The organism is Streptomyces sp. NPDC058664, assembly GCF_042716635.1.
Lineage (GTDB): Bacteria > Actinomycetota > Actinomycetes > Streptomycetales > Streptomycetaceae > Streptomyces.
Genome location: NZ_JBHXRW010000034.1, coordinates 1 through 22,375, shown reverse-complemented (window position 1 = coordinate 22,375; position 22,375 = coordinate 1). Strand labels below are relative to the sequence as shown.

Genomic DNA, 22,375 nt, shown 5'->3' with positions numbered 1-22,375 from the left:
CCACCCGCCATGCCCACCGTCCCACCGAGACCCGCGACACCACGGAACCCGCTGACGCAGCCGACGGAGCGCCAGGAGCGGGGAGCGCCGGCGACCGGGCCTCGCTCGGGTTCGGCCGGGCCGTCACGGTGGTCTGCGCCGAGGTACGCGAGCGGGTGGCCGTGCACTACGCCGACCTGCCGCGAGGACACCGAGGAGCCACACCTCGGTGACTGAGCGCTTCGGGCCCATGCCGAACCGCGGAACGTCGGGCTCGTCCGCCGCCCCGGGATCTCGAGCGCCGCCCCGAGCGCCTCGACGCCCCCGGTGGCCGCGATCAGGAAACGGTCGGGCAGCGGCGCGCCCCGGCCGGGCTACCGGCTTCCGAAGCGGCGAACGTGCCGCGGGCACCCACCCCTTGGCCGCGAGGTCCGGTATCCCGATGACCTGCTTACGGGTGTCCCCACGAGGAGCGTGCAGTTCGACTTCGGCGATTCCTTCCTCCACCACCCCGTCGTTGTCGCCCCGTTCGATCCGCCGCGCCGGGCCATGCCCGCCGGAGGCGGCCTGCGTGCTGTGGGTGAGCAACGGCTTTCCGTTTCCGACCACTTGGCGGCCCGACGCCGCCGAGGCGGTCGCAGCGCCGCCGACGTTCCCCGCCGGGGCTGACCGGTGGAGCGCGCACCGGTTCCCGTACACGCCCTCGCTCAACGGCCGGCCGGAGTCACAGCGGTCCGGGCCCTCTCCGGACCCCGTCGCCGAGGAAGAAGAACCACTCCGGCCAGGGTGTCGTCGGCTCGCCCATCAGCTGCCCGGTGACGTGAAGAGGCGTCGGCGGCTCCGGTTCCGTTTCCGGGGGGAAGGCGACCCCTTGTTTACGTTACGGGTCGACCCGTATGGTAAACACCATGAGTTCTTCTCCGCCCTCCAGGGGGCGCCCCAGGGATCCTCGGTCGCACAAGGCGATCGTCGACGCGACGGCGGAACTGGTGGTCGAGGTCGGCTACGCAGCGACATCGATCGGGGCGGTGGCCGCGCGGGCCGGTGTCGGCAAGGACACGATCTACCGGCGGTGGCCGGGCAAGCCGGAGTTGGTCTTCGAGGCCGTCTTCACGACCACCGACGACGCTCCGCCCCCGGACACCGGAACACTGGCCGGGGATCTGACCGTGCTGCTGCAGGGCCTGGTCGACGAGTTCCACGCGCCCGCCGCCGCGGCGGCGCTCCCGGGACTGCTCGCCGACTTCGCCGCCGATCCGGAACTGAAGGCGCGCATCCGCGGCGACTTCCTGGCCCCGTCGAAGGAACGGCTGCTGGTCGTCTTCGAACGTGCCCTGCTGCGCGGGGAGATCGCGGCCGAAACGCCCGTGGACCTGGTCCTGGACACGCTGGCAGGAGCCGTGTTCTTCCACGTAGGGCTGGTCGGGGAGCACCCTGCCCCACAGCTGGCCGCGCTGCTGGCCGCCGTCGTGGCCAAAGGAATCGAGGTCCGATGAACGGCTGGCTCCTCGCGGCAGGGATCACCGCGCTCGGCGTGGCCGCGGTGCACATCGTCGGCGGGCACCGCGATGTGGTGCGCCCGCTGCTGTCCTGCGGGCTCGCGGACGAACCCAAGCGTGTCCTGCACGCCGTGTGGCACATGGTGAGCGGCGACCTGGTGCTCTCCGGACTCGCCCTGCTCCTGCTCTCCCTGACGGACGGTACGCCGGACGCCGGCCTGGTGGCGTGGTTCGTGGCCGCGCACTTCCTCGTGTACGCGGCGGCCTTCCTGATCGTCACGCTGTCCGTCGGCTGGCCCAGACCTCTGCTCCGCCTACCGCAGTGGATTCTGCTCCTACCGGTCGCGGCGCTGGCAGCGGCGGGCGCCGCGTAGCCGCCCTCATCGGCTCCATCGGGCGGAGCGAGGCGGGGAGAGGCGGGGAGAGCGGTCCCCCACTCCCCCACTCGGGACCTCACCGAGTGGGCGCCGACCAGCGGACACGGCGTGTGGGACGGAGCGGGAGGCGACGGCGCGCCTCCCCTGACACGGGCTCGTGTCAAGTCATCGCGGGGAGTTGAGAAGCCGAGCAGGTCCCTTCCCTGATCGGGCTCGTGAACCATGGCACCGGCGGTCCTCCCGCGAAGCCCGATCACCGCCGGGGCCGCCGATCGGCCGACCGCACGACCGTGCCCGGATCCGTCGCCCGGCCGCCCGGCCGCCTGCCCCGATCAAGTCCGAGAGGCGCGTGCTCCGTGAGCCCGAGGCCCGGGACCATACCGCGGTCACCGAACCGCCGGCCTCGCCAGAGGCGGGTGCTCACCTCGATGGCCCTCGACCGCGTGACGAGATCGAGCGCGCGATGCCCGGGGCGCCCGGCCGGTCGGCCGGCCAGAACCACGGAGGATGAGGAATCCGGTGCGCTCTTCGCCGGTGGCCCGTGCTCCGCGCTGGTCGCCACGGTGATGGATGCCCCGCTTGATCTCGGTGCCACGCGGATCGACTGGTGCGGCGGATGAGGCGGCGGAGAGGCGCCCACCGGTCAGAAGACCTGTTCGGCGCCTCTTTTGCCGCCTCTAGAAGAAGCCCAGCTTCTTCGGCGAGTACGACACCAGGAGGTTCTTCGTCTGCTGGTAGTGGTCGAGCATCATGCGGTGGGTCTCGCGCCCGATGCCGGACTGCTTGTAGCCACCGAAGGCCGCGTGGGCCGGGTAGGCGTGGTAGCAGTTCGTCCAGACGCGGCCGGCCTGGATCGCACGGCCGGCGCGGTAGGCGGTGTTGGTGTCGCGGGTCCAGACGCCGGCGCCGAGGCCGTAGAGGGTGTCGTTGGCGGTGCGGATGGCGTCGTCGAAGTCGGTGAAGGAGGTGACGGCGACGACCGGGCCGAAGATCTCCTCCTGGAAGACGCGCATGCGGTTGTCGCCTTCGAAGACGGTCGGCTGTACGTAGTAGCCGCCGGCGAGTTCTCCGCCGTGCTCGACGACCTGGCCGCCCGTGAGGATCTTCGCGCCCTCCTTCTGGCCGATCTCCAGGTAGGAGAGGATCTTCCGGAGCTGGTCGGAGGAGGCCTGGGCACCGATCATGGTGGCGGTGTCGAGGGGGTGACCGGGGACGATCTGTTCCGTGCGGGTGACCGCCGCGGCCAGGAAGTCGGCGTAGTGGCCCTGCTGGACGAGGGCACGCGAGGGACAGGTGCAGACTTCACCCTGGTTGAGGGCGAACATCGTGAAGCCTTCGAGGGCCTTGTCGCGGAAGTCGTCGTCCGCGGCCCACACGTCGTCGAAGAAGATGTTCGGCGATTTGCCGCCGAGTTCCAGCGTCACCGGTTTGAGGTTCTCGGAGGCGTACCCCATGATCAGCCGGCCCGTCGTCGTCTCGCCGGTGAAGGCGATCTTGGCGACGCGCGGCGAGGAGGCGAGCGGCTTGCCGGCTTCCTCACCGAAGCCGTTGACGACGTTCAGGACGCCCGGCGGCAGGAGGTCGGCGACGAGGCTCAGCCAGAAGTGCACGGAGGCGGGGGTCTGTTCGGCCGGCTTGAGGACCACGGCGTTGCCGGCGGCCAGAGCCGGGGCCAGCTTCCAGACCGCCATGAGGATCGGGAAGTTCCACGGGATGATCTGCGCGACCACGCCGAGCGGCTCGTGGAAGTGGTACGCGACGGTGTCGTCGTCGATCTCGCTGAGCGCGCCCTCCTGCGCTCGCAGCGCCCCCGCGAAGTAGCGGAAGTGATCGATCGCGAGCGGGATGTCCGCGGCGAGCGTCTCCCGGACCGGTTTGCCGTTGTCCCACGTCTCGGCGACCGCGAGCGCCTCCAGATCGCTTTCCATGCGGTCCGCGATCCGCAGCAGGACGGACGCCCGCTCGGCCGGCGACGTCCGCCCCCATGCCGGGGCCGCCGCGTGCGCCGCGTCCAGAGCACGCTCCACGTCCTCGGCGGTGCCGCGGGCGACCTCCGTGAAGGGGCGACCGTCGACGGGGCTGGGGTTCTCGAAGTAGCGGCCGGCCGCCGGAGCGACGTACTCGCCCCCGATCCAGTGGTCGTAACGGGCCTGGTACGACATGAGCGCGCCCTCGGTACCGGGTGCGGCGTAACGGGTCATGGGCATACCCTCCCTGAGGTTCGCCGGCCGTCTCCGGGCCGGCGCTCACGGTCGAGTGTGGTGACCCGTACGTTGCAATCCCGTTGCACCGTCCGACAGCTCCGACTCCAGGAGATCCAGCCGAGCTCGCACAGGGGGAAGCTGGGGAGCCGGCACGGCAGCGCACAGCGCCCGCCAGACCACCACGTCGTCCTCGCCCCACGCGCTGTACGCCCAGTCGGCGAGCAGCCCGGGATCGCCCCGGTCCACCAGCGCGGCCCGCAGCCGGCCCGCGAGCCGTTCCCGGAGCCGTACGACACCGGGCGCGGCCGACGCGGGAAGAAGCGGGCCCGCGTAGTCCCCGGCCGCCGCCGCGACGGCTCCGGAGGAGAGCCGCCGGTCGACCGTGGCGAAGTCCGCGTCCACGACGCCCGCGAGCCGGTACGGGCGGGAACGCAGCACATCGGGACCGAGCAGCGCGCGCAGCCGGGACAGTTCCGCCCGCAGCGTCACCGGGGTGACCGTCTCGTCCTCGTACACCAGGGTGAGGAGTTCGTCGCCGCCCACACCCTCCGGGCGGTGCGCCAGGATCACCAGGATCTCGCTGTGCCGACGGCTCAGCCGCACCCGGCGTCCGCCGACCGAGAGCACGGCCTCGTCCCGGCCGAGCGCCGACAGGCTGAGCCGCTCCTGCTCCGGGGTCGGCCCGAGAAGAGCCAGCTGGGACTCGGCCGCCCTGGCCACCGCCTGCACGAACCCGAGACTGTGCGGGTGCGCGAGCCGCGCCCCGCCCGTGATGTCGACCGCCCCGAGAACCCGCCCGCTGCGCGGGTCGTGCACGGGTGCGGCGGCGCAGGTCCACGCCCGGACCGGACGCCGGAAGTGCTCGGCGGCGACGACCTGCACCGGCCGGTCGACGGCGATGGCGGTCCCGGGCGCGTTCGTCCCCGCCGCCGACTCCGACCAGCGGGACCCCACCACGAAGTTCATCCCCCGCGCCTTGCGCAGCGTGGCCGGATGCCCCTCGACCCACAGCATCCGCCCGGCCGCGTCGCAGACCGCCAGCAGATGCTCCCCGTCCGTGGCGTACGCGCCCATCAGTTCCCGGATCACCGGCATCGCCGCCGCCAGCGGATGCCCGTCCCGGTACGCCGTGAGCTCGTCCTCCTCCAGCTCCACCCGTGCCGCCCCGTCCGGGCTCACGCACGCGCGAACGGAACGCCTCCAGGACGCGGCGACCAGCGGCCGCACTTCCCCGGCGCCCCGTCCGGATTCCGCTTCTCCGGCGCCCCGGTCCGGCTCCGCTCCTCCGGCGCCCGGGCCCCGGTCCGGGTCCGGGTCCCGCGTCACCCACGCATCGCTCAACTCGGCCTCCCCGTCGAGGTCGTCACGGCCCGTTCATCATCGTGGTGCCCGGGCGGGCCGCCGACAAGCGGCCGGACGTCCTTGCCTGTACCTCCTCCTGTCCGGGGCCCGCCCCTGGCCCTCACATGGGGTCGGGATCGGGCCGTGACCGACGCCTGCAGTGGCCCACCACCGGGAAACGGCCCGGCGAAGCGCGTCACGACGGCGCGTGTCGCCGATGCCGTACGGCTGGACGGACCACCCGTCAGGGACGACGCCCACGGCCCTCGACGCACTCGTGGGCCATGCGGATGGCGGCCTGGACGCCGGGCTCGGACGACGGTGCGGCCGCCGCATTCCAAGGGGAAGGCGACGGGGCGCAGAGGGTGATCACAGATCCGGGGGGGGTGGTCGGGCTCGTCGTCGCCGGGCTCGTCGTCGCCGGGGACGTCGACCGTGGTGGCGGCGAGGAGCCCGGAGATGGTCAGGGGCGCGGACGGCGTGTCCGCGCCCCTGGAGGTCAGGACGTGGTGCAGGCCGCACCGTCGAGAGTGAAGGCGGCCGGGGCCGGATTCGTCGCGCCCTTGGTTCCGATGAAGCCGACGGTGACCGAACCGGACGGGGCGATGGTGGCGGTGTAGGAGGCGGGCGTCACCCTGACCGCGCTGCCGATCTGGGTGGCGGTGCCGCCCCAGGCCTGGGCGACGGTCTGCCCCGCGGCGAAGGAGAAGCCGAGCGTCCAGCCCTGGACGGGGGTGGTGCCGGTGTTCCGCAGGATGATCTCTCCCTGGAAGCCGCCCGGCCATTCGCCGACCACGCGGTAGCCGACGGCGCAGCTCGCGCCGGGGACGGGGGTGTCCTCGTCGGTGGTGACATCGACGGAGGACGAGCGGGCGGAACGGTTCCCCGCCGCGTCGCGGGCGTAGACGGCGAAGGTGTACGTGGTGTCGGCGGTGAGGCCCGTCACCATGACTCCTGGGGTCGTGGTGGACGCGACCGGGGTCTCGGTGGTGCCGTCGACCCGGACGACGTCGTAGCCCGTGACTCCGGTGTCGTCGGTGGCCTCCGCCCAGGTCAGGGCGGCTGAGTCGGCGGTGACGTCGGTAGCCGAGAGTGCGCCGGGGGCGGTCGGCGCCTGGGTGTCCTGGGAGCCGCCGCCGAAGACGGTGGCCTCCCGCGAGGTCTGGGCGATGCCGTTCGCACCGTGGAAGATCCGCTCGCCCCAGCCGCTGAGGCGGCTCGGGTCGAAGTCGACGGCGAGGTCGAGGACGGGATCGGTGTTCCCGCTCCAGGACCAGGCGAGGTAGCCGAGGCGGAGCTCTTCGGCCACGGCCATCATGGTGTCCTCGTCGGGGTCGCCCCACTGGTCGGCGGGTCCTCCGAACTCCCCGATGAGAATCGGGAGCCGGGCGGCGGTGAACGCCCCCAGGTAGTCCCGGATCTCCTGCGCGGTGTCGAAGACGCTGTACATGTGGATGGAGAAGACCAGGTTGCCGGTGGTGTCGGCGGCGTACACGGATTGCGCTTCGGCCTTCATGACGCCCTGCCAGTCCTGGCCCCAGTTGGGCGCGTCCACCATGATCGTGTGCGCGAAGCCGGCGGCGCGCAGCTTCTTCACGGCGGCGATGGTGGGAGCGGTCCAGCCGGCCGGGTCGGCGTTGCCCCACGGCTCGTTGCCGATGTTGACGATGATGTGGTCCTCCTGGCCGGTGAGGACGCCCTTCAGGCCGATCCAGTAGTCGGCCGCCTGGTCGAGGGTGCCGGCGGCCGCCTCCTCGCCGTATCCGGTGGTGTCGTGGACCTCCAGGACGCAGATCAGCCGGTTGGCCTTGCAGTCGGCGACGACCGCCTGGACGTCGGCGGGGCTGTTCGCGGTCCAGCGGTGGCCGTTGGAGAGCACGACCCGGACGCTGTTGGCCCCGAGGGCCTTGATGTCGGCGAGCGACTGGGTCTCGCCCGGGTACCAGGTGTGGGCGTGGTTGACGCCCCGCATCACGAAGTCGTTGCCGTTCGCCTCCAGCAGCCGTCCGCCGTTGACGTGGAGGCCTGTCGCCACGGCGTCGGCGGTCCGCGCCTGCGCGGCGGCCGCCCCGAGGAGGACGTACGCGAGGAGGGTCGCGGTCCCGGTCACGAGGGCGAGGACGGCACGGGGCAGGGGCGCTGCTCGGGTATTCACTGGGCCTCCGGTCGAGGGGATGGTTCAGAGCGGTGGGAGCGCTCCCATGAAGTCATCACGACGCGAGCACGTCAAGACTTTGGCAAGCAACTTCTTTGCCTGGCTGGCTACTTGGTGGAGCAACAGATAAAAAAGCACATACACACTTCCGGAATGTCCGGCGGGAATCCGGCGTACGGGCCGGGCCCTGCGCGCGACAGGGTGAACCGCTCCACCCGTTCCGCGGTCGCGAGTTCCACGTCAGGCTGCGCCAGGACTTGCGGGGCTTGATCGGTTCTGCTTCGCAGAGCCGGTCCGGGACTCCGTGAGGGCGCTGTCCAGGGCGTCACCGGCGGTGCCGGTCGAGGCGTCGGGGTGGATCCACCGGAAGCTGATCAGATTGACGACGGCTTCGCGGACGGCGTCGTACACCGTGGTGTCGATGGTGCGCTGTGGTGTGGTGAGCGCGTCGGTCTTCACCGTCGGCCGTTGGTCCCTGGCGCTCGGTGGCGACGGACACGCCCCGCTGTTCTTCGGCCGCCCTGTACGCGGTGTCGGAGCGAAGGACGTCAAGATCGTGACGGCCGGGGGCACCCACCGCGGTCTCGCCGGGATCAAGGACGGCCGCCTCTCCGTCGCTGTCACCAACTCACCTCCGACGAACGGCAGGGCGGCCGTCAAGAACACCCTGGCTCCGCATCGACGTCTCCCCCACCGCGCCGGTCACCTCGTCTTCCTCAGCGACGCCGAGTGACGGCCGAGCGACGGCCGCGACGGCCCCGTCCGTCGCGGCCGTCGCGGCCAGGAGGCATGCCGCTCCTCGGTCCCGCCGTGGATGTCGCAGTCCGGTACGTCGGCCCGGATCAAGCTGGACCACCAGATCTCGCCGATGTCCGGTCCCATCAGGGCGGCGAACTCCTCCTCGATGCTGCCCGCGCGCCGGTATTCCATCGATGCCCAGAGCGACAGGGACGCCCCGTGTGGACTGGTGGCAAGCCGGGGCGTGCGGCGTGGGCCCGGAGGTTCTGCCCGTCGGTCCGTGCCGATGCGGAGGGGCCGGTGCCCTGTCCGTGCGGCAGGCGCCGTGGGTTGGGCGGGTGGAGACGGGGCATCCGATGGTTCCGAACTGGAGGGAAGTGACCGGTCATGACCACAGCGAACTCGTCCACAAGGTTGGCGAGAAGGGCTGCCCGCGGCAATGCCGTTCGTGCCGGAGCCCGTATGGGCTTCGTGGCGCGCGGAGTGCTGTACCTGCTCGTCGGAGCACTGGCCGTACGGATCGGCCTGACGGGCACGGGTGAGCAGGCCGACCGGGGTGGGGCCCTGGCCGAGGTCTCGCGGACCCCGTTCGGTGCCATGCTGCTGTGGGCGCTGGGGCTGGGTCTCGCGGGCATGGCGCTCTGGCGGCTGACGGAGGCCGTGTTCGGTGCCGCCGGGCCGAAGGGTGACGGTGCGGTCAAGCGGGCCATGTCCGGGGCCCGCTGTGTGTTCTACGGAGTCTCCTCCTTCCTCGTGTTCTCCTTCGCGGCGGGCGTGCGGGACAGCGGTGCGGGGTCGAGCGACCAGCAGAGCCAGGACATCACCGGTCGGCTGCTCGGGCTGCCGGGCGGGCAGTGGTGGGTCGGCGCGGCCGCCGTCGGCTTCGCGGTGACCGGCCTGTGCATGGCGGGCAGCGCGGTGATACGGAAGTACCGCAAGCACCTGAGGTGGGGGCAGATGCCCCGCAAGGCGCGGCGGTTCATGGACGTGACCGGCATGATCGGCGGTGCAGGGCGGGGGCTCGTGTTCGCGGCGGTGGGCTGGTTCGGGCTCAAGGCGGCAGTCGCGTTCGACCCGGCCGAGGCCAAGGGCCTGGACGACTCGATCCGTTCGTTCGCGGAGACGCCCGCCGGTCCGTGGCTGCTCGTGACCGTGGCGGTCGGGCTCGTCCTGTTCGGCGTCTTCTCGTTCGGGCAGGCGAAGTGGCGGAAGGTCTGACGCGCTGATGATCAGACAGGTCCCGCGGTCTGCGGCCTCGGGAAGCGGGGGTCTTCGGGCGCGTCCGGCCCGTCGGGGCTTGCAGGGGCCGCCGGCGACGTCCACGAAGCCGCCGTGGCGTCTCCTGGGGGCCGCACCTGCCGGAGGTCAGGGCGATCCCCGTTCGCGGAAGACGCACCGCTTCTCGGCTTCCGGTAACCGGTGGCGCCCCGCCTCCCGGGGATCGGTCGCGCCCAGTCTTCCCGGACCTCGCAGGCCGGCCGGGCGTACTTCCGGCGGGCGGCGGCGATCCGCTCGCGGTCGCTGGACCGCAGGGCCTCCCGCTCGTGGGCGAGCCTGGTCTGCGCCGCGCGTGCCGCCCTGATGGCCGCCTGGTCCGGCTGCGGCTTCGCCTCCCTCGGCGGTGATGCCGGCGGTGCTCCGGGCAGTCGAGCGGTTCGGCAGCGCATGTGCCGTCCCCGAGGGGGACGGCGGCCGGCTCGAAGCGCTGCGGGTGCCCGTCGATCCGGCGGGTGACGACGGCCGGTCGGGTCGTCATCGCCCTGCGAGTCGTCGGTCCGTGGCAACGTCCGGCGCTCCGCGTCACAGAACGTGTACCGCTCCCCCGGACTTCCAGCCCGGTGTTCTTCCCGCCCCAGCTCGCAAGCGCATCGATCACCCTCCGCCGGTACTGCGAAGCATGCTCGTCGCCAGGACTTCCCGCAGCAGGGGAATCAAGTCCGCTCGACGGAAGATCCAGGGCCCGGGGTGAAGGACCAGCGCCGTCCGCCCGGGCCGTCGGGCCGGCTTCGGGCTTCGGGCTTCGGGCTTCGGGCTTCGGGCTTCGGGCTTCGGGCTTCGGGCTTCGATGACGATCTTCCCAGGGGTACGGCCTTCCCGGCTGAGGGCGCAGGCCGCTCCGAGTTCGGGGCGCGGGAACGTCGCGGCGACATCAACGACGGGGACGGGGACGGCAGCCGTATTCCCTCCGGGCACCGCTGTGAGGGCCCGTGGTGCTGTCGTGGCCTCGGTCCCGGTACGGCGAGCGCTCTGCCCGCCACCATCCGCGAGCGCCAGGGCCGTACCGCCGAAACGGCCGCCCTGCCGCGTCCCCGGCGCATCACTGCGGTGCATGACGGCGGCCGGCCTGCCTGTCGGCACGGCACGGCCGCCTTACGGCAGAGGGTGGTCCTCGATCGGCCCGGAGCGGGACCAGGAGCTTCCGCGCGCTGGTCAGGACCGTGCCGGCGGCCGCGTCACCGAGATCGAGGACCTGACGCGGACAGGTGCGGGCTTCCGCGCTTTCTCCCGGTTCGGTGAGGGCCTCGCCCGGTCCACGGGGAGCTTGCCGCTGCCGCACGAGGGGCGCAGGTCGAGATCCATAGTGGCGGCGGTACCCGCGGTGGACGTCGACCAGGACGGCGACGTGCTGGACGTTCCCGTGCGGGGCCGCGGGTGGTCTCCACCGACAGGCTCCGTTCCTGCGGCGCGGCCCGTCACGAGGCCGTGCCCTCGGTGGGAGATCGCTCGCACAAGGGTCTGAACAACCGGGCGGAGAACAGCCACCTGCCCACCCGTCGGCGCGAAGGCACGAGGGAGGGATTCCGCCCGGCAGGAGGGCGCGGCGGTCCCTGTCCGCATTCGGTTCCCGTACGGCACCCGGCCGGGGAGAACTCCCTGGCCGGGGAAGGAGCGGTCCGCTCCGCCTACCGGCTGCGCAGGAGGAGCAGGGCGATGTCGTCCGTACGGCTGCGACGAAGGCCGGCGTGACGGAGAAGGCTGTCGGCCAGGACGTCGAGCGGCTGGTCACCGGTCCTGGTGAGGTGGTCGGCGAGGTCGGTGATGGAGTCGGTGATGTCGGTGCCAGGAGTTTCCACGAGGCCGTCGGTGTAGAGAGCGAGGAGGGATCCTGCGGGCAGAGGGACGGTGATGACGGGATAGTCGGCTTCGGTGCACATACCGATGCCGAGCAAGGGGCCGGGCTCGACTTCGAGCGCGATGGTGTGGGGTGTGGCTGCGGGGCCGCGGAGCAGCGGGGGCAGGTGTCCTGCGCTGGCCAGGTGAAGGCGTCGTCCGGCGAGGTCGATGTGGATGTACAGGCAGGAGACGAAGAGGTCGGTCTCCAGATCCATCAGTACGCGGTTGGTGCGGGCCAGGACTTCGCCGGGCAGGGAGCCGGCTGTGGCGTGGACGGCGGTGCGTACCTGGCCCATGAGGGCCGCGGCCTTGATGTTGTGGCCTTGTACGTCTCCGATGACGGCGGCGGCAGTGGTGTCGCTGAGGCGGATGAGGTCGTAGAAGTCGCCACCGATGTCGATGCCGTGGGCGGCCGGCAGGTAGCGGGCGGCGACGGCGAGGCGGGGGACGAGGGGCAGGGTCACCGGCAGGAGGGCTTGTTGGAGGCCGTGGGCGAGGTCGTGCTTGGCGTCGTACAGGAGCGCGCGGTCCATGGCCTGGGCGATGAGCCCGGCCAGTGACACCAGGACGGCGCGGTCGCCCGCGCTGAAGGAGCGGGGGCGGTCATAGGACAGGATGCAGCAGCCGACGCGGCGCTCGGATACCACCAGGGGAAGGAACGCCCAGGCTTGTTTGCCACTGAGGGCGGGTGCCTGCGGGTGGGCACCGGCCATCTCGGCGGGGTTGGCGTAGAAGGCCGGGACGCCGCTCTGCAGGACGTGGCCGACAGGGGTGATGCCGGTGTCCAGGGGCAGGCCGTCCAGTCGGGCGACGTTGCGGGGATCGTAGCCGCGGTGCCCGATGATCCTCAGACGGCCGGCGTCGGCGGCGGAGATGACCATGCCCTGGGCGCCGAAAGCGGGCAGGATCTGGTCGGCCACGGTGTTGATGACGTCGGCCACGGTGACGGTCTGGCTCAGGGCTGCCGCCAGGTGGATCAACTGGTGGACCCGTCCCGTGCCGGCCGGCTCCGGTGACGCGCCCGGGATCGCAGTGATGTGGGGCGGTGGGGCGTCCGCCGACCGCCGGCGGACGCTGGGGGAGATGAGGGCGCTGATGCCGCTGTCGCCAGGGTAGAGACGGATGTCGAGCCAGCGGTCGGGTGGGCGCGGTGCGGTGTAGGCGACCGGCTCGCGGCTGAAGACGGCGGTGCGGTAATGATCCTCGTGGACCGGAGTGTCGAGCCAGGGCACGGCCTGCCACGGCATGGCGCCGAGGAGGCTGTCGGCACTGCGGCCGAGCAGCCGGGCGGCCGCGTCGTTGAGGTAGGTGATGCGGCCCTGCAGATCGAAACCGAGGGCGCCGACGGGCAGCCGCTGCAGCAGGTCGACGGCGGCGAGTCCGATCTGCGCCGGGTCCGGGCCGGGCCGGATCAGGGACACCGCACGGGGCTGATCAGGGATGCTCCAGGGAGTGGGCGCCTGCTCCAGCACTTGGGTGACGCGGCTTGCACTGGACAGGATGCTCCCGCGTTCACGACGGGTCAGCGAGGGCGGATGACTCTTGGGCCACACCAGCGCCAGAACCCCCCAGCGGCGGGCCGCGTGCAAGGGTGCGAAGGCCAGCGCGAACTGGTAGGGCAGCCCGGCCGCCGCGTTCGGATAAAGGCGCGCCATGTCCTCCTGGCGTCCCACCCATACGAGGTGGTCCTCCCGTACCGCTTCGGACAGCGGGCCGGCAGCCGACACCGCCACCCGCCACCATGGGGCCACCGCCCTCACCGGCAGCCCGCACACCGCCGTCAGACACAGCACCGGCTCGTCCGGGGACAGCAGGTACACGCCCGCCGCCAACGCCCCCGTACGCTGAACCGTGCCGTTGAGCACCTGGTCCAGAGACGCCTCACCACCAGACGCGATGCTGTCCTCACTCATATATACGACATTAAGCCGCTAAAGGGATGAAAGGCCGCACCGGCCTGGCAGCAGGCGCCCCGGACCTGCCAGATCGGCGCGTCAGGTCGGCGCGTCACCGTCGAACCGCCGCGTCACCGGCCAGGACGGACGATCCGGGACCCGCCTCTCCCCCGCCGCACGGCGCGCACCGCACAACGTGCCCCGGTCTGCGATGTCGGCGTTGACCGGACTCCGGGTGGCGGGCCGAACGAAAGCGGCCGATGCGGCGACCGTGAAGAGCAGCGACCCGAACCGGTTCACCTCGACGACCCACCGGCCGAGGCCGCGCGAGCGGACACAGGGCCGGGGCCTGTGTCCGGCCTCGACGAACGCGAGATGCCCGAGACCAGGAACAGCACGCACCCGACCACGTCCGGCGCCCGGATCAGCCTGTTGACCTGCTGGACCCGGCCCGAGCCGGTCCGGTCGTTCCGGTGCGGCGCAGGGCCGGCGCAAGACCGCCACCCCGCGCCGCGCCGGTTCCCGGAAGCCTCGGAACTCAGGCGCCGCCGGATGTGACGGAGTCGGGCTCGCACGTCTGCAGCCCTGTGACGTAGTTGAGCCCCGGTCCGTAACCGGCGAAGGTCGCCGACGTGCCGGGCTCGATGACGCGGCACGGGGCGGTCTGACCGTCGGCGTACTCGACCGTGACGGCGATCGCGGCGTCGCATCCGTTGACGACGTGGGTGTAGCGCCAACTCGAGTGGTGCTGGACGCACTCCGGAGGTGCGGAAGTGGTGACGGCAGCAGCGGAGGGGACGGTGGTCAGCGCCAGCAGGAGACCCGCAGCGGTCGTGGCGGCGAGGACGACAGGACGCGGTATGCAGCTCGTAAGGCTTGTCATGCCCGGCATCTTGAGGCTCTCAGCGGCCTTGCGCAAGTTCCTGAATACATTTTCAGTCACTGGTCGATACGGTCAGGTAACCACCAGCTCAAGGGTGTTCTCAGGCATGAAAGGCCTTGCAGACGTGCGGTTCGTCGTCGTGGAGCAACAACGGTCCATGGGCATCAACGCGTGGATCATCACCGGCTCCGTCGTCCTGCTCGCCCTCTACCGCCTCTTCACCGGCAACCGGAGTTCGCACAGTCATGCCTGACCCGCTGAAGGCACACGCGGCCACGCCGCCCGGCCCCGTGGCCCTGACTGCCGCGCGGGCCGAACGACGGTTCCTGAACCGCCCGGTGGGGCGGGCGGCATCTCCCGCTTCCCGTCATCGGGTCCTCCTCATGGCGAACGGCCCGCACCCCTGCCCGGTGCGGGCCGTTCAGCTTGCCCACAGGCCCGCCGGAAGGGGGAGACGGCGGGCCTGTGGGCATCTGGAGCGGTCCCATGCGCTCACCGTCCTCCTGCCCCTGATCCCACTTTCCATTCCAGGCCCGCGGGGACTTTTCGTCAGGACGTGAGGTCGGCGTGGCACGGCGGCGGCCACACCGGACTCGCGGGGGCCGGCGCGCCCTCGGACCCCGTGCCGTCTCCTGAGCCGTGAGCCGCTGTGAAGACGTCCTCGCGGACCTGGAGTGCACCCGGTCGGCACGAGCGGGGGGGTCCAGGCCTGCGCGGAGAAGACCGCGGTACGTCCGGAGACCGGTGCGAAAAGTCCTGGCGCACGGCTGTGTCGGCGGGCCGGTGACCAGAGGGCCGGCGCTGCTCCGTATCGCTGTGGCCCGCCCCGGTGAAACGGCCGCGCGTCGGCAGTATGCTCCGGCTCACCAGGGTGGGGGCCTCTGAGAGGCCGACTGCCGACGGACCCCGTCCGGGCGCCGCTTCTTCGCGGCCCCTCCAGACCGGAGCGCGTGATGATCGCCCATGAATACGGCTACAAGGTGCTGCCGGGCGCCGCGCTGGACACTCCCGGGGTGGACGACGTCCTGCGGCGCCGCGAGCGGGGCCAGTGGTGGGGCCTGCTCACTCTGGCCGCCGAGGCCGCGCTGCTCGGGGCGGTCGCCATGGCCGTCGGCCCCGCTTCGACGACGGTCCGGGTGACGGCCGTGTGCCTGGCCCCCGTCTTTGTCGTGACGGCGGGACTGACGCTCCTGTGGAGGCGGGCCCGGCGCAAGGAGCGGCTGGTCATGAGCAGTTACGGCTGGCAGGTCTGGCCCGTCCGCACCCAGGACGTACGCGTCGTGGCCACGGAGGGAGAACGCGCCGGGGGCCGGCGCTGGGGGCGGGACGGCCGTGTCGTGCTGCTGCAGCCCGACGGGCAGAGTCACTGCTCCTTCCCGCCGCCCTCGGACGGTTGGGACGGCCCGGCCCCGAGGCCCGGTCAACACCCGCCGGACCTGATGTGGTTCGCCGGTGACACCCGCTTCGGCGGGATGCTCGCCGAGCCGGGCGGGACACCCTTCCGCTACGTCGTGCGGTCCAAACCCGGCAGGCGTCGGGGAACTCCGCAGGAGGACGAGGCGGCCCGCCGCGCCGCGCTGGTGCCCCGGGGCTGGCACCCCGCCTCCTGAACACCTGCCCCTCTGCAGGACACCCCCGCACGGGCGACTCACGACCTGCGATCCGCGATCCGACGCTCCGGATCTCGTCGGCGGCCGCGGGGCGGGACGGACCGCTGCACGCGACTGGGCCCCGACCCAAGGGGGGAGGTCGGGGCCCAGCGGCACAGTCGTCAACTGTCGGCTGACGACTGCGGGCTTCTAGTGACGGAAGGCGTCCTTGGCGTCTTCCTTGGCATGGCGGGCGTTGCCCTTGGCCTGGTCGGTGCGGCCCTCGGCAGCCATGCGCTCGTTGCCCACAGCGCGGCCGACGGTCTCCTTGACCTTGCCCTTGGCCTGCTCGGCCTGGGCCTTGCTCTTCTCCGTGCCCGACATCGGGACCTCCTCGTGATGTACCGGATTGGTCGTGACCCCCTCCTGCTCCCGATCGCCGACCCCAAACCCCACCTGCACGACGGACTTTTCCGGTGGACATCCCGCCGCCGGATCCGCGGGAAGGACCTCCGGCAGGTCGCCGTCACGGTGCCGGTCCCGTGACTGGCAGCTGTCGAGAGCGGCGACAGAGCAGTGCGCGGAATCTGAGAGGGTAGGGGGCATGAACATCTGTCGCAGGAACAACGTGACCGTCACGGGCAACCCGCAGGGGCGCACCGTGGTACTGGCTCATGGGTTCGGCTGTGATCAGAACATGTGGCGGCTGACGGTACCGGCTCTCACCAGGGACTACCGGGTGGTGCTGTTCGACTACGTGGGTTCGGGCCGCGCCGATCCGGCCGCCTTCTCCGAAGAGCGCTATGCCTCCTTGCACGGCTATGCCGAGGACGCGGTGGAGGTGTGCGAGGCGCTCGACCTGCGCGACGCGGTGTTCGTGGGCCACTCGGTCAGCGCGATGATCGGCGTGCTGGCCGCCGTCCGGGCGCCGGAGCGCATCGGCGCGCTGGTGATGATCGCGCCCTCGCCGCGGTACATCGACGACGACGGCTATCTGGGCGGGTTCAGCGCACAGGACATCGATGAGCTGCTCGCGGCGCTGGAATCGAACTACCTCGGCTGGTCGGCGGCGATGGCACCGGTGATCATGGGCAACGCGGAGCGGCCCGAACTCGGCGACGAGCTGAGGAACAGCTTCTGCGCCACCGATCCGGCCATGGCGCGTGTGTTCGCCCGCACCACGTTCCTGTCCGATTCACGGGACGATCTGAAGGGGGTGACGGTGCCGACGCTCGTACTGGACTGCACGCAGGACGCCATCGCCCCGAGGCAGGTCGGCGCCTTCGTCCACCGGGCGATCCCCGGCTCGACGCTGATCACCCTGGACGCCACCGGCCACTGCCCGCACCTGTCCGCGCCCGAGGCCACCAACGAGGCCGTCACCGGTTTCCTGGCAGGGCTGCGGTGATGTGCCGTACCGGGCATCAGTCCGATTCGCACGACGCGGACGATGCGAACGACGAGGAGACGTCGGACGCGGCGTTCGCCGCTCTCCTGGAGGACAGCGCCGAGGAGCTCTACGAGAACGCGCCGTGCGGGTACCTGTCCACGTTGATGGACGGCACCATCGCGAAGATGAACGCCACGCTGCTGGGCTGGCTCGGTCTGGAGAGGGACGCGGTGGTGGGCCGGATGCGGTTCACCGACCTTCTGAGCGTGGGCGGCAAGCTGTACCACGAGACGCACTTCGCGCCGCTGCTGCGGATGCAGGGCGAGATCGGCGGTATCGCCCTGGAGATCAGGCAGGCCGACGGCGAGCGCATGCCGGTCCTGATCTCCTCCGTCGTCAAGCACAGCGACTCCGGTGAGCCGCTGCTGATCCGTACCACCGTCTTCGACGCACGGGACCGCCGCGCCTACGAGGAGGAACTGCTGCGGGCCCGCAGAGCCGCCGAGGAGGCACGTATCCAGGCGGAGGCCGACCGCGCCCGGCTGCAGGACGCCCTGGTCGTGCTGCAGAAGTCCCTTCTCCCCGACTCCCTGCCGACGGTGCCCGGGGTGGAGACGGCCACCCACTACCGCACGGCCTCGCCAGACCGGCTGGGCGGCGACTTCTACGACCTCTTCCCCGTCGGCGACAAGCGCTTCGCCTTCTTCCTCGGCGATGTGTGCGGCAAAGGCCCCCAGGCGGCGGCGGTCACTTCGCTGACCCGCTACACCCTGCGCGCCGCCGCTCTGCACGATCCCGACCCCGTCTCCGCGCTGTCCACCCTCAACCAGGTGATCCACGAGCGGTACACCGGCGGCGATCCGCGCTACTGCACCGCCGTCTTCGGCGTCATCGACCCCGATCCCGAAACCGGGGAGGTCGCCCTCCACATCGCGTCGGGGGGCCACCCCCCGGCCCTCGTCCTGCGTGCCGACGGCACGGTGGACTTCCTGCCCACACCCGGCGGTCTGCTCGTCGGTATCCTGCCCGAAGCGCCCTTCACCACCGCGGCCACCACCCTCGCGCCCGGCGACACCCTTCTGCTCTACACCGACGGCATCACCGAAGCCCGTACCGGTGCCGACCGGAATACCCTGTACGGGGACGAGGCCCTGCGTGCCTTCGCCGCTGGTCACGCGGGCAAATCGCCGCACGCCGTCATCCAGGCCCTGACCGGTCTGCTGGACGATTTCGGTGACGGTCTGGACGACGACACCGCCCTCCTCGCCATCGGCGCCTCCTGAGCCCTACGACGAAGAACATCGAATGAGCCCGCTGAAGATCACTGTCCGAGACGCCGCGACCGGTCCGGTGCTGGAGGTCCATGGCGACATGGACTACGCCCATGCCTCCCGGCTCGGTCAGCTGCTGGCCACGCTCACCCTCCGGCCGGGCCAGCGCCTCGTCCTGGACCTGGCAGGGATGGAGTTCTGCGACTCCAGCGGTCTCACCGCTCTGATCGCCGCCCGCAACCACGCCCGAGCCGCGCAGGCCGACATCGCACTCGCCGCGGTCCCCGGCCACACCCTTCGCGTCCTGAGCATCGTCGGCCTCGACCAGGTCTTCGCCCTCCACCCCGACAGCGAGGCGGCCACCCGGCCCTGATCCCGGAGCGACGAGGGGAACGGCCTCGGGACCACCCGAACCGGAGCACCTCGGACCGTCGCGCGACGGTCCGAGGTGCTGCTCCGCCGGAATGCGTCAGCGGTTGACGGGGCCGCTCTTCACGGCTGTCCAGCTGCCGTCGTCCACCGCGTACACCGTCAGCCGGCGGTCGACCGTGTCGCCGTTCCCGTCGAAGCCGACGCGGCCCGTCACACCGTCGAAGGACAGCCGCGCGACGGCCTGCGGCAGTTTCGCCCGGGCGTCGTCGGGGAGGGTGCCGCCGTTGGCCGACACGACGGCCTTCACCGCCTCGATGAGCGTCCAGGTCGCGTCGTACGCGTAGGGGCCGTACCAGCCGGCCTCCCCCGGGTACCCCGCCTTCCGGTACCGGTCGAGGAAGTCCCGCCCGGCCGCCGACTCCTCGGCGGCCACGCCGATGTGCGTCGCGAGGTCACCCTCCGCCTCCGGGTTCGCCGTGAGGTACTGCTGGTCGAAGATGCCGTCGCCGCCCATCAGGGGGACGTCGACCCCCGCCTGTTCGAGCTGCTGGGAGAGCGGCGCCGCCGTGTCGTAGTAGCCGCCGAAGTAGACGGCGTCGGCGCCCGAGGACCGTACCCTCGCGGCGAGGCCGGCGAAGGCGCGTTCCGCCGGATCGACCTGCTCGGTGCCGACGACGGTCCCTCCGAGCCTCGTGAACTCTGCCGTGAGACCGGAGGCGAGGGCGGTGCCGTGGGCGCTCGCGTCGTCGACCACGTACAGCTTGGTCTTCTTCGCCTCACCGTGCAGGTACCGGGCGGCGAACGGCCCCTGGTCGACGTCCGTGGCGACGGTGCGGAAGTAGGTGGAGTACGGACGGGACTCGGTGCCCGCCGTCCAGTCGGGGCCCAGCGTCAGTACGGGGTCGGTGTTGCCCGGTGACACATTGACCAGGCCCGCCTGGGCGAGCGGTGGCACCAGGGTCCGGGCGACCGCGGAGTTGAGGGGCCCGACGACACCCAGCACCTTCTCGTCGGAGACGAACCGGGCGGCGTTGGGCGCGCCCTTGACCGGGTCGGCCCCGTCGTCCAGGGCTTCGATCTCGAACTTCACGCCGGGGACGTGGCGGGACTCGTTGGCGGTCCTGACCGCCAGATCGGCGGAGTTCCTCATCCCGACGCCCATCGAGGACAGTCCGCCGCTGAGCGGCGCGTCCACCCCGATCACCACCGTGACCGAGGAGGCCCCCGAGCCGCTGCCTGACGCACCGCCGCGGGGCGCGTCGTCGTCGCGGTTGAGAGCCCAGTTCAGGACGGATCCCGTGGCGAGCACGGCCAGCGCCGTGCCCAGGACCGCGGAGCGCCGGGTGAGGCCCGGCCGCCGGACGGACGCCCGCTCGCCGTGCTCCGGCTCGGCCGCCGTGCCGAGTGCGACCTGGTCCTGGGCCGGGGGCACGGGCGGGGCGGTCGGCCGGTCCGGAAGGGGGCGCCGGGGACTGCCGGAGGCGGCACCGGAGTCCAGGACCGTGGGGGTCGGCGGTGACGGCGTCGCCGGGGGCGCCTGCTTCGGCGCGGTCGGGACGGAAGCGTTCTCCGGTGCGGGGACGGGAGCAACCCTCGGATCGGGCGTAGGCGCAGGCGTAGATGCGGGTTCGGGTTCGGGTCCCTGTCCCGGCTCGTGCTCGGCGGACGCGCCGGCCCGGGACGGGGAGGACCGCAGCACCGACGCCAGCATCTCGGCCGCTTCCGCGACGCCCGCGCGCCGCACCGGGTCCTTGGTCAGGAGCGCGTCCAGCACGGGTGTCAGCGGGCCCGCGTGCACCGGCGGCCGGTGCGGGCGGGTGAACACGGCGACGGCGAGGGCGTGGAGCCCGTCCGCGTCGAACGGCGGGTGCCCCTCGACGGCATGGTAAAGGGTGGCGCCGAGCGCCCACAGGTCGTTGGCGGGAGTCGGGCGCCTGCCCTCCAGCTGCTCCGGCGGCATGTAGTGCGGCGTACCGATGACGATCCCGCTGCGGCTCAGCCTGGTCGTGGCGTCCGCGAGGTGGGCGATACCGAAGTCGGTCAGGACGACGCGGTCCTTGGCCAGGAGCACGTTGTCCGGCTTGATGTCACGGTGGATGATCCGCGCGCCGTGCGCCTCGGCCAGCGCGTCGAGCATGACGGCGCCGATCTCGGCCACCCGCCGCACCGGCAGCCGGCCCTGGTCACGGAGGGCGGCGGCCAGGGACTGCCCCCGGATCAACTCCATGACGATGACGGGGGCACCGTGGTGCTCCACGACGTCGTGAACGGTGATGACCCCGGGGTGGCTGAGAGCGACCGCCGCACGGGCCTCGCCGGTGAACCGCCTGAGCAGCGCGGCACGGTCGCCGTCGTCCATTCCCGGCGGGAAGAGGATCTCCTTGATGGCGACCTCGCGTCCGAAGAGCTGCTGGTCGAGGCCACGCCAGACCCGGCCCATGCCGCCTTGGCCGATACGCTCGACCAGCTGGTAGCGGCCGGCGACAAGTTCGGGATTCTGCTCGGTCACGCGCACACTCTAGGTCCTGCTGAGCCGATCAGGTGACGAAAGGACGGCTTGATCCAGCCCACGGTGACGCGGGCTCGGTGTGCCCGGCGGAGGAGAACGCGGTGCGGACGCCCGCCCCCGGCGCGCAAGGCGCGGCGGAAGCCACCACCGACGGGGCGGTGGCCTCACGGTCCGGGCGCGCTGCGCCCGTACGGGTTTCCCAGCTGCGCCCGTACGGGTTTCCCACCGGTCGCCGAGGACGAGACGTCCGCCGACATTGCCGAGGTCGTAGGTGCCACCCGTGTACCGGACGCCGTCGGAGCCGGCGCCGTCGAGGAACGGCGCTGTACGCCGGGACCAGGTCGCGCACGAGGGGGTCCCGGCCGATCGTGCCGACGCGGTCGACGGCCACGACCGGCCGGGCCTGCTCCCGTCGAACCAGCCGAAGGCGTCGCCGAGGACGCGTTCACCGGGCACACCCGGCGGTGCGCCGGGGGTCGGCTGCGCGGCCGCGCGGCGCCAGGTGTTCTGGGGCGCCGGACCGCTCTCGGCGATCTGGTGGAGCAGCGTGAGCCGGTCCCGGAACACGCGCGCGACAGCCGGCAGTTCTCATCGAGGGGCCCTGTCCCGTCGCCCCTTCTCGGTCGACAGCCCGTGCGTGTCGTCCCGTCTGTCCGGCAGGCGTGGGCACGACCCGATTCGACGGCGACGCTCCTCCCGCGCTTTGCCGCCGTCGTCGCGAGGCGTGCCGCTCCCGCCGCGGCCGCTCTCCGCGTGATACGGCCGCGGCGGCCCGGGGGCGCCCGCGCGTCGCCGGGCCGACGCGTACGCGGCCCGTGAAGGGCGGTCGTCTCAGGTGGTCACCCTGTCCTGGAGGGCCGACTGCCAGGCGGGGGCCGGGGTGCTGGGCTGTCGTTCGGGGCGGCGGCCTCCTTGGGCGAAGAAGTCGACGAGGGGAAGCAGGGCCGCGCCGACCGTGACCGCCTCCGGGCCCAGGGTGCCCAGGCCGATGCCGGTGCGGCTGGCCGGGTAGTCGAGCGCGTACTCCTTCGCGTACCCCTTGACGGTCTCCAGGAAGCG

The 22,375-nt window shown here is 72.0% G+C and carries 17 protein-coding genes and 2 pseudogenes; 10 read left to right on the top strand and 9 right to left on the bottom strand.

Annotated features, from left to right (window positions below; all coding sequences use genetic code 11):
* The first annotated feature begins 887 nt into the window (after positions 1–887).
* Positions 888–1,475 (top strand): TetR/AcrR family transcriptional regulator, encoded by a 588-nt coding sequence (locus ACFWUY_RS25660; RefSeq protein WP_384113653.1) that lies wholly within the window; start codon positions 888–890, stop codon positions 1,473–1,475.
* Complete coding sequence (locus tag ACFWUY_RS25655; protein ID WP_384113650.1) at positions 1,472–1,852, top strand: hypothetical protein; 381 nt, start codon at positions 1,472–1,474, stop codon at positions 1,850–1,852. Before ACFWUY_RS25660 ends, ACFWUY_RS25655 begins: the two co-directional genes overlap by 4 nt.
* Positions 1,853–2,532: 680 nt before the next feature.
* On the opposite strand, the gene ACFWUY_RS25650 is transcribed toward ACFWUY_RS25655, so the two are convergent.
* From ACFWUY_RS25650 to ACFWUY_RS25635, 4 genes are all read right to left on the bottom strand, one after another.
* A complete protein-coding gene (locus ACFWUY_RS25650; RefSeq protein WP_384113647.1) occupies positions 2,533–4,056 on the bottom strand; it encodes an aldehyde dehydrogenase family protein in 1,524 nt (507 codons plus the stop codon).
* Positions 4,057–4,101: 45 nt separating this feature from the next.
* Positions 4,102–5,400, bottom strand: a complete 1,299-nt coding sequence (locus ACFWUY_RS25645) for a GAF domain-containing protein (RefSeq protein WP_384113644.1) — start codon at positions 5,398–5,400, stop codon at positions 4,102–4,104.
* Positions 5,401–5,899: 499 nt separating this feature from the next.
* Complete coding sequence (locus tag ACFWUY_RS25640; protein WP_384113641.1) at positions 5,900–7,555, bottom strand: cellulase family glycosylhydrolase; 1,656 nt, start codon at positions 7,553–7,555, stop codon at positions 5,900–5,902.
* 240 nt (positions 7,556–7,795) lie between these two features.
* Positions 7,796–8,014: a hypothetical protein gene (locus ACFWUY_RS25635; protein WP_384113638.1), complete on the bottom strand. Its 219-nt coding sequence runs from the start codon at positions 8,012–8,014 to the stop codon at positions 7,796–7,798.
* On the opposite strand from ACFWUY_RS25635, the gene ACFWUY_RS25630 reads away from it, so the two are divergent.
* The 3 genes and pseudogenes from ACFWUY_RS25630 to ACFWUY_RS25620 form a co-directional block, all read left to right on the top strand.
* The gene (locus tag ACFWUY_RS25630; RefSeq protein ID WP_384113635.1) at positions 7,995–8,288 is read left to right on the top strand and encodes a hypothetical protein; all 294 of its coding nucleotides are present in this window, start codon (positions 7,995–7,997) and stop codon (positions 8,286–8,288) included. The two genes, ACFWUY_RS25635 and ACFWUY_RS25630, sit on opposite strands and share 20 nt — an antisense overlap.
* Positions 8,289–8,680: 392 nt before the next feature.
* Entirely contained in the window at positions 8,681–9,511 is an 831-nt protein-coding gene (locus ACFWUY_RS25625) for a DUF1206 domain-containing protein (RefSeq protein ID WP_384113632.1), read from the top strand.
* 1,428 nt (positions 9,512–10,939) lie between these two features.
* A pseudogene (locus ACFWUY_RS25620) lies at positions 10,940–11,077 on the top strand (IS6 family transposase); the annotation flags it as partial.
* Positions 11,078–11,196: 119 nt separating this feature from the next.
* Here ACFWUY_RS25620 and ACFWUY_RS25615 read toward each other — a convergent pair.
* Both ACFWUY_RS25615 and ACFWUY_RS25610 read right to left on the bottom strand, forming a co-directional pair.
* Complete coding sequence (locus ACFWUY_RS25615; RefSeq protein ID WP_384113629.1) at positions 11,197–13,320, bottom strand: SpoIIE family protein phosphatase; 2,124 nt, start codon at positions 13,318–13,320, stop codon at positions 11,197–11,199.
* Between the two features lie 520 nt (positions 13,321–13,840).
* Positions 13,841–14,185, bottom strand: coding sequence for an alpha-amylase (locus ACFWUY_RS25610; protein ID WP_384113626.1), 345 nt, complete (start codon positions 14,183–14,185; stop codon positions 13,841–13,843).
* A gap of 106 nt (positions 14,186–14,291) precedes the next feature.
* Here ACFWUY_RS25610 and ACFWUY_RS25605 point away from each other — a divergent pair, with 106 nt between their 5' ends.
* Together ACFWUY_RS25605 and ACFWUY_RS25600 are read left to right on the top strand one after the other, a co-directional pair.
* Positions 14,292–14,438: a hypothetical protein gene (locus ACFWUY_RS25605; protein ID WP_384113623.1), complete on the top strand. Its 147-nt coding sequence runs from the start codon at positions 14,292–14,294 to the stop codon at positions 14,436–14,438.
* Between the two features lie 700 nt (positions 14,439–15,138).
* Positions 15,139–15,795: a hypothetical protein gene (locus ACFWUY_RS25600; RefSeq protein WP_384113620.1), complete on the top strand. Its 657-nt coding sequence runs from the start codon at positions 15,139–15,141 to the stop codon at positions 15,793–15,795.
* A 189-nt stretch (positions 15,796–15,984) separates the two neighbouring features.
* Here the strand turns inward: ACFWUY_RS25600 and ACFWUY_RS25595 are convergent, their stop codons facing one another.
* Positions 15,985–16,158 carry a CsbD family protein gene (locus ACFWUY_RS25595; RefSeq protein WP_384113617.1) on the bottom strand — a complete coding sequence of 58 codons (174 nt, stop codon included), beginning with the start codon at positions 16,156–16,158 and terminating at the stop codon, positions 15,985–15,987.
* 220 nt (positions 16,159–16,378) lie between these two features.
* On the opposite strand from ACFWUY_RS25595, the gene ACFWUY_RS25590 reads away from it, so the two are divergent.
* Genes ACFWUY_RS25590 through ACFWUY_RS25580 form a run of 3 tightly spaced genes read left to right on the top strand, consistent with a single transcriptional unit; the run spans position 16,379 to position 18,808 of the window.
* A complete protein-coding gene (locus ACFWUY_RS25590) occupies positions 16,379–17,182 on the top strand; it encodes an alpha/beta fold hydrolase (RefSeq protein ID WP_384113614.1) in 804 nt (267 codons plus the stop codon).
* Complete coding sequence (locus ACFWUY_RS25585; RefSeq protein WP_384113611.1) at positions 17,182–18,447, top strand: PP2C family protein-serine/threonine phosphatase; 1,266 nt, start codon at positions 17,182–17,184, stop codon at positions 18,445–18,447. The genes ACFWUY_RS25590 and ACFWUY_RS25585 overlap by 1 nt, the downstream gene beginning before the upstream one ends.
* 22 nt (positions 18,448–18,469) lie before the next feature.
* Entirely contained in the window at positions 18,470–18,808 is a 339-nt protein-coding gene (locus ACFWUY_RS25580; RefSeq protein WP_384113608.1) for an STAS domain-containing protein, read from the top strand.
* A 96-nt stretch (positions 18,809–18,904) separates the two neighbouring features.
* On the opposite strand, the gene ACFWUY_RS25575 is transcribed toward ACFWUY_RS25580, so the two are convergent.
* On the bottom strand, positions 18,905–21,316 hold the full coding sequence (locus tag ACFWUY_RS25575; RefSeq protein ID WP_384113605.1) for an ABC transporter substrate-binding protein: 2,412 nt from the start codon (positions 21,314–21,316) through the stop codon (positions 18,905–18,907).
* Between the two features lie 831 nt (positions 21,317–22,147).
* Positions 22,148–22,375 (bottom strand): annotated as a pseudogene (locus tag ACFWUY_RS25570) (sugar kinase); the annotation flags it as partial.

Excerpts from the sequence above, each read along its gene's own strand:
- ACFWUY_RS25655 (WP_384113650.1), top strand. The coding sequence starts at position 1,472 with ATGAACGGCTGGCTCCTCGCGGCAGGGATCACCGCGCTCGGCGTGGCC.
- ACFWUY_RS25605 (WP_384113623.1), top strand. The coding sequence starts at position 14,292 with ATGAAAGGCCTTGCAGACGTGCGGTTCGTCGTCGTGGAGCAACAACGG.
- ACFWUY_RS25595 (WP_384113617.1), bottom strand. The coding sequence starts at position 16,158 with ATGTCGGGCACGGAGAAGAGCAAGGCCCAGGCCGAGCAGGCCAAGGGC.
- ACFWUY_RS25660 (WP_384113653.1), top strand. The coding sequence starts at position 888 with ATGAGTTCTTCTCCGCCCTCCAGGGGGCGCCCCAGGGATCCTCGGTCG.
- ACFWUY_RS25625 (WP_384113632.1), top strand. The coding sequence starts at position 8,681 with ATGACCACAGCGAACTCGTCCACAAGGTTGGCGAGAAGGGCTGCCCGC.
- ACFWUY_RS25585 (WP_384113611.1), top strand. The coding sequence starts at position 17,182 with ATGTGCCGTACCGGGCATCAGTCCGATTCGCACGACGCGGACGATGCG.
- ACFWUY_RS25580 (WP_384113608.1), top strand. The coding sequence starts at position 18,470 with ATGAGCCCGCTGAAGATCACTGTCCGAGACGCCGCGACCGGTCCGGTG.
- ACFWUY_RS25650 (WP_384113647.1), bottom strand. The coding sequence starts at position 4,056 with ATGACCCGTTACGCCGCACCCGGTACCGAGGGCGCGCTCATGTCGTAC.
- ACFWUY_RS25590 (WP_384113614.1), top strand. The coding sequence starts at position 16,379 with ATGAACATCTGTCGCAGGAACAACGTGACCGTCACGGGCAACCCGCAG.
- ACFWUY_RS25600 (WP_384113620.1), top strand. The coding sequence starts at position 15,139 with ATGATCGCCCATGAATACGGCTACAAGGTGCTGCCGGGCGCCGCGCTG.
- ACFWUY_RS25610 (WP_384113626.1), bottom strand. The coding sequence starts at position 14,185 with ATGACAAGCCTTACGAGCTGCATACCGCGTCCTGTCGTCCTCGCCGCC.
- ACFWUY_RS25615 (WP_384113629.1), bottom strand. The coding sequence starts at position 13,320 with ATGAGTGAGGACAGCATCGCGTCTGGTGGTGAGGCGTCTCTGGACCAG.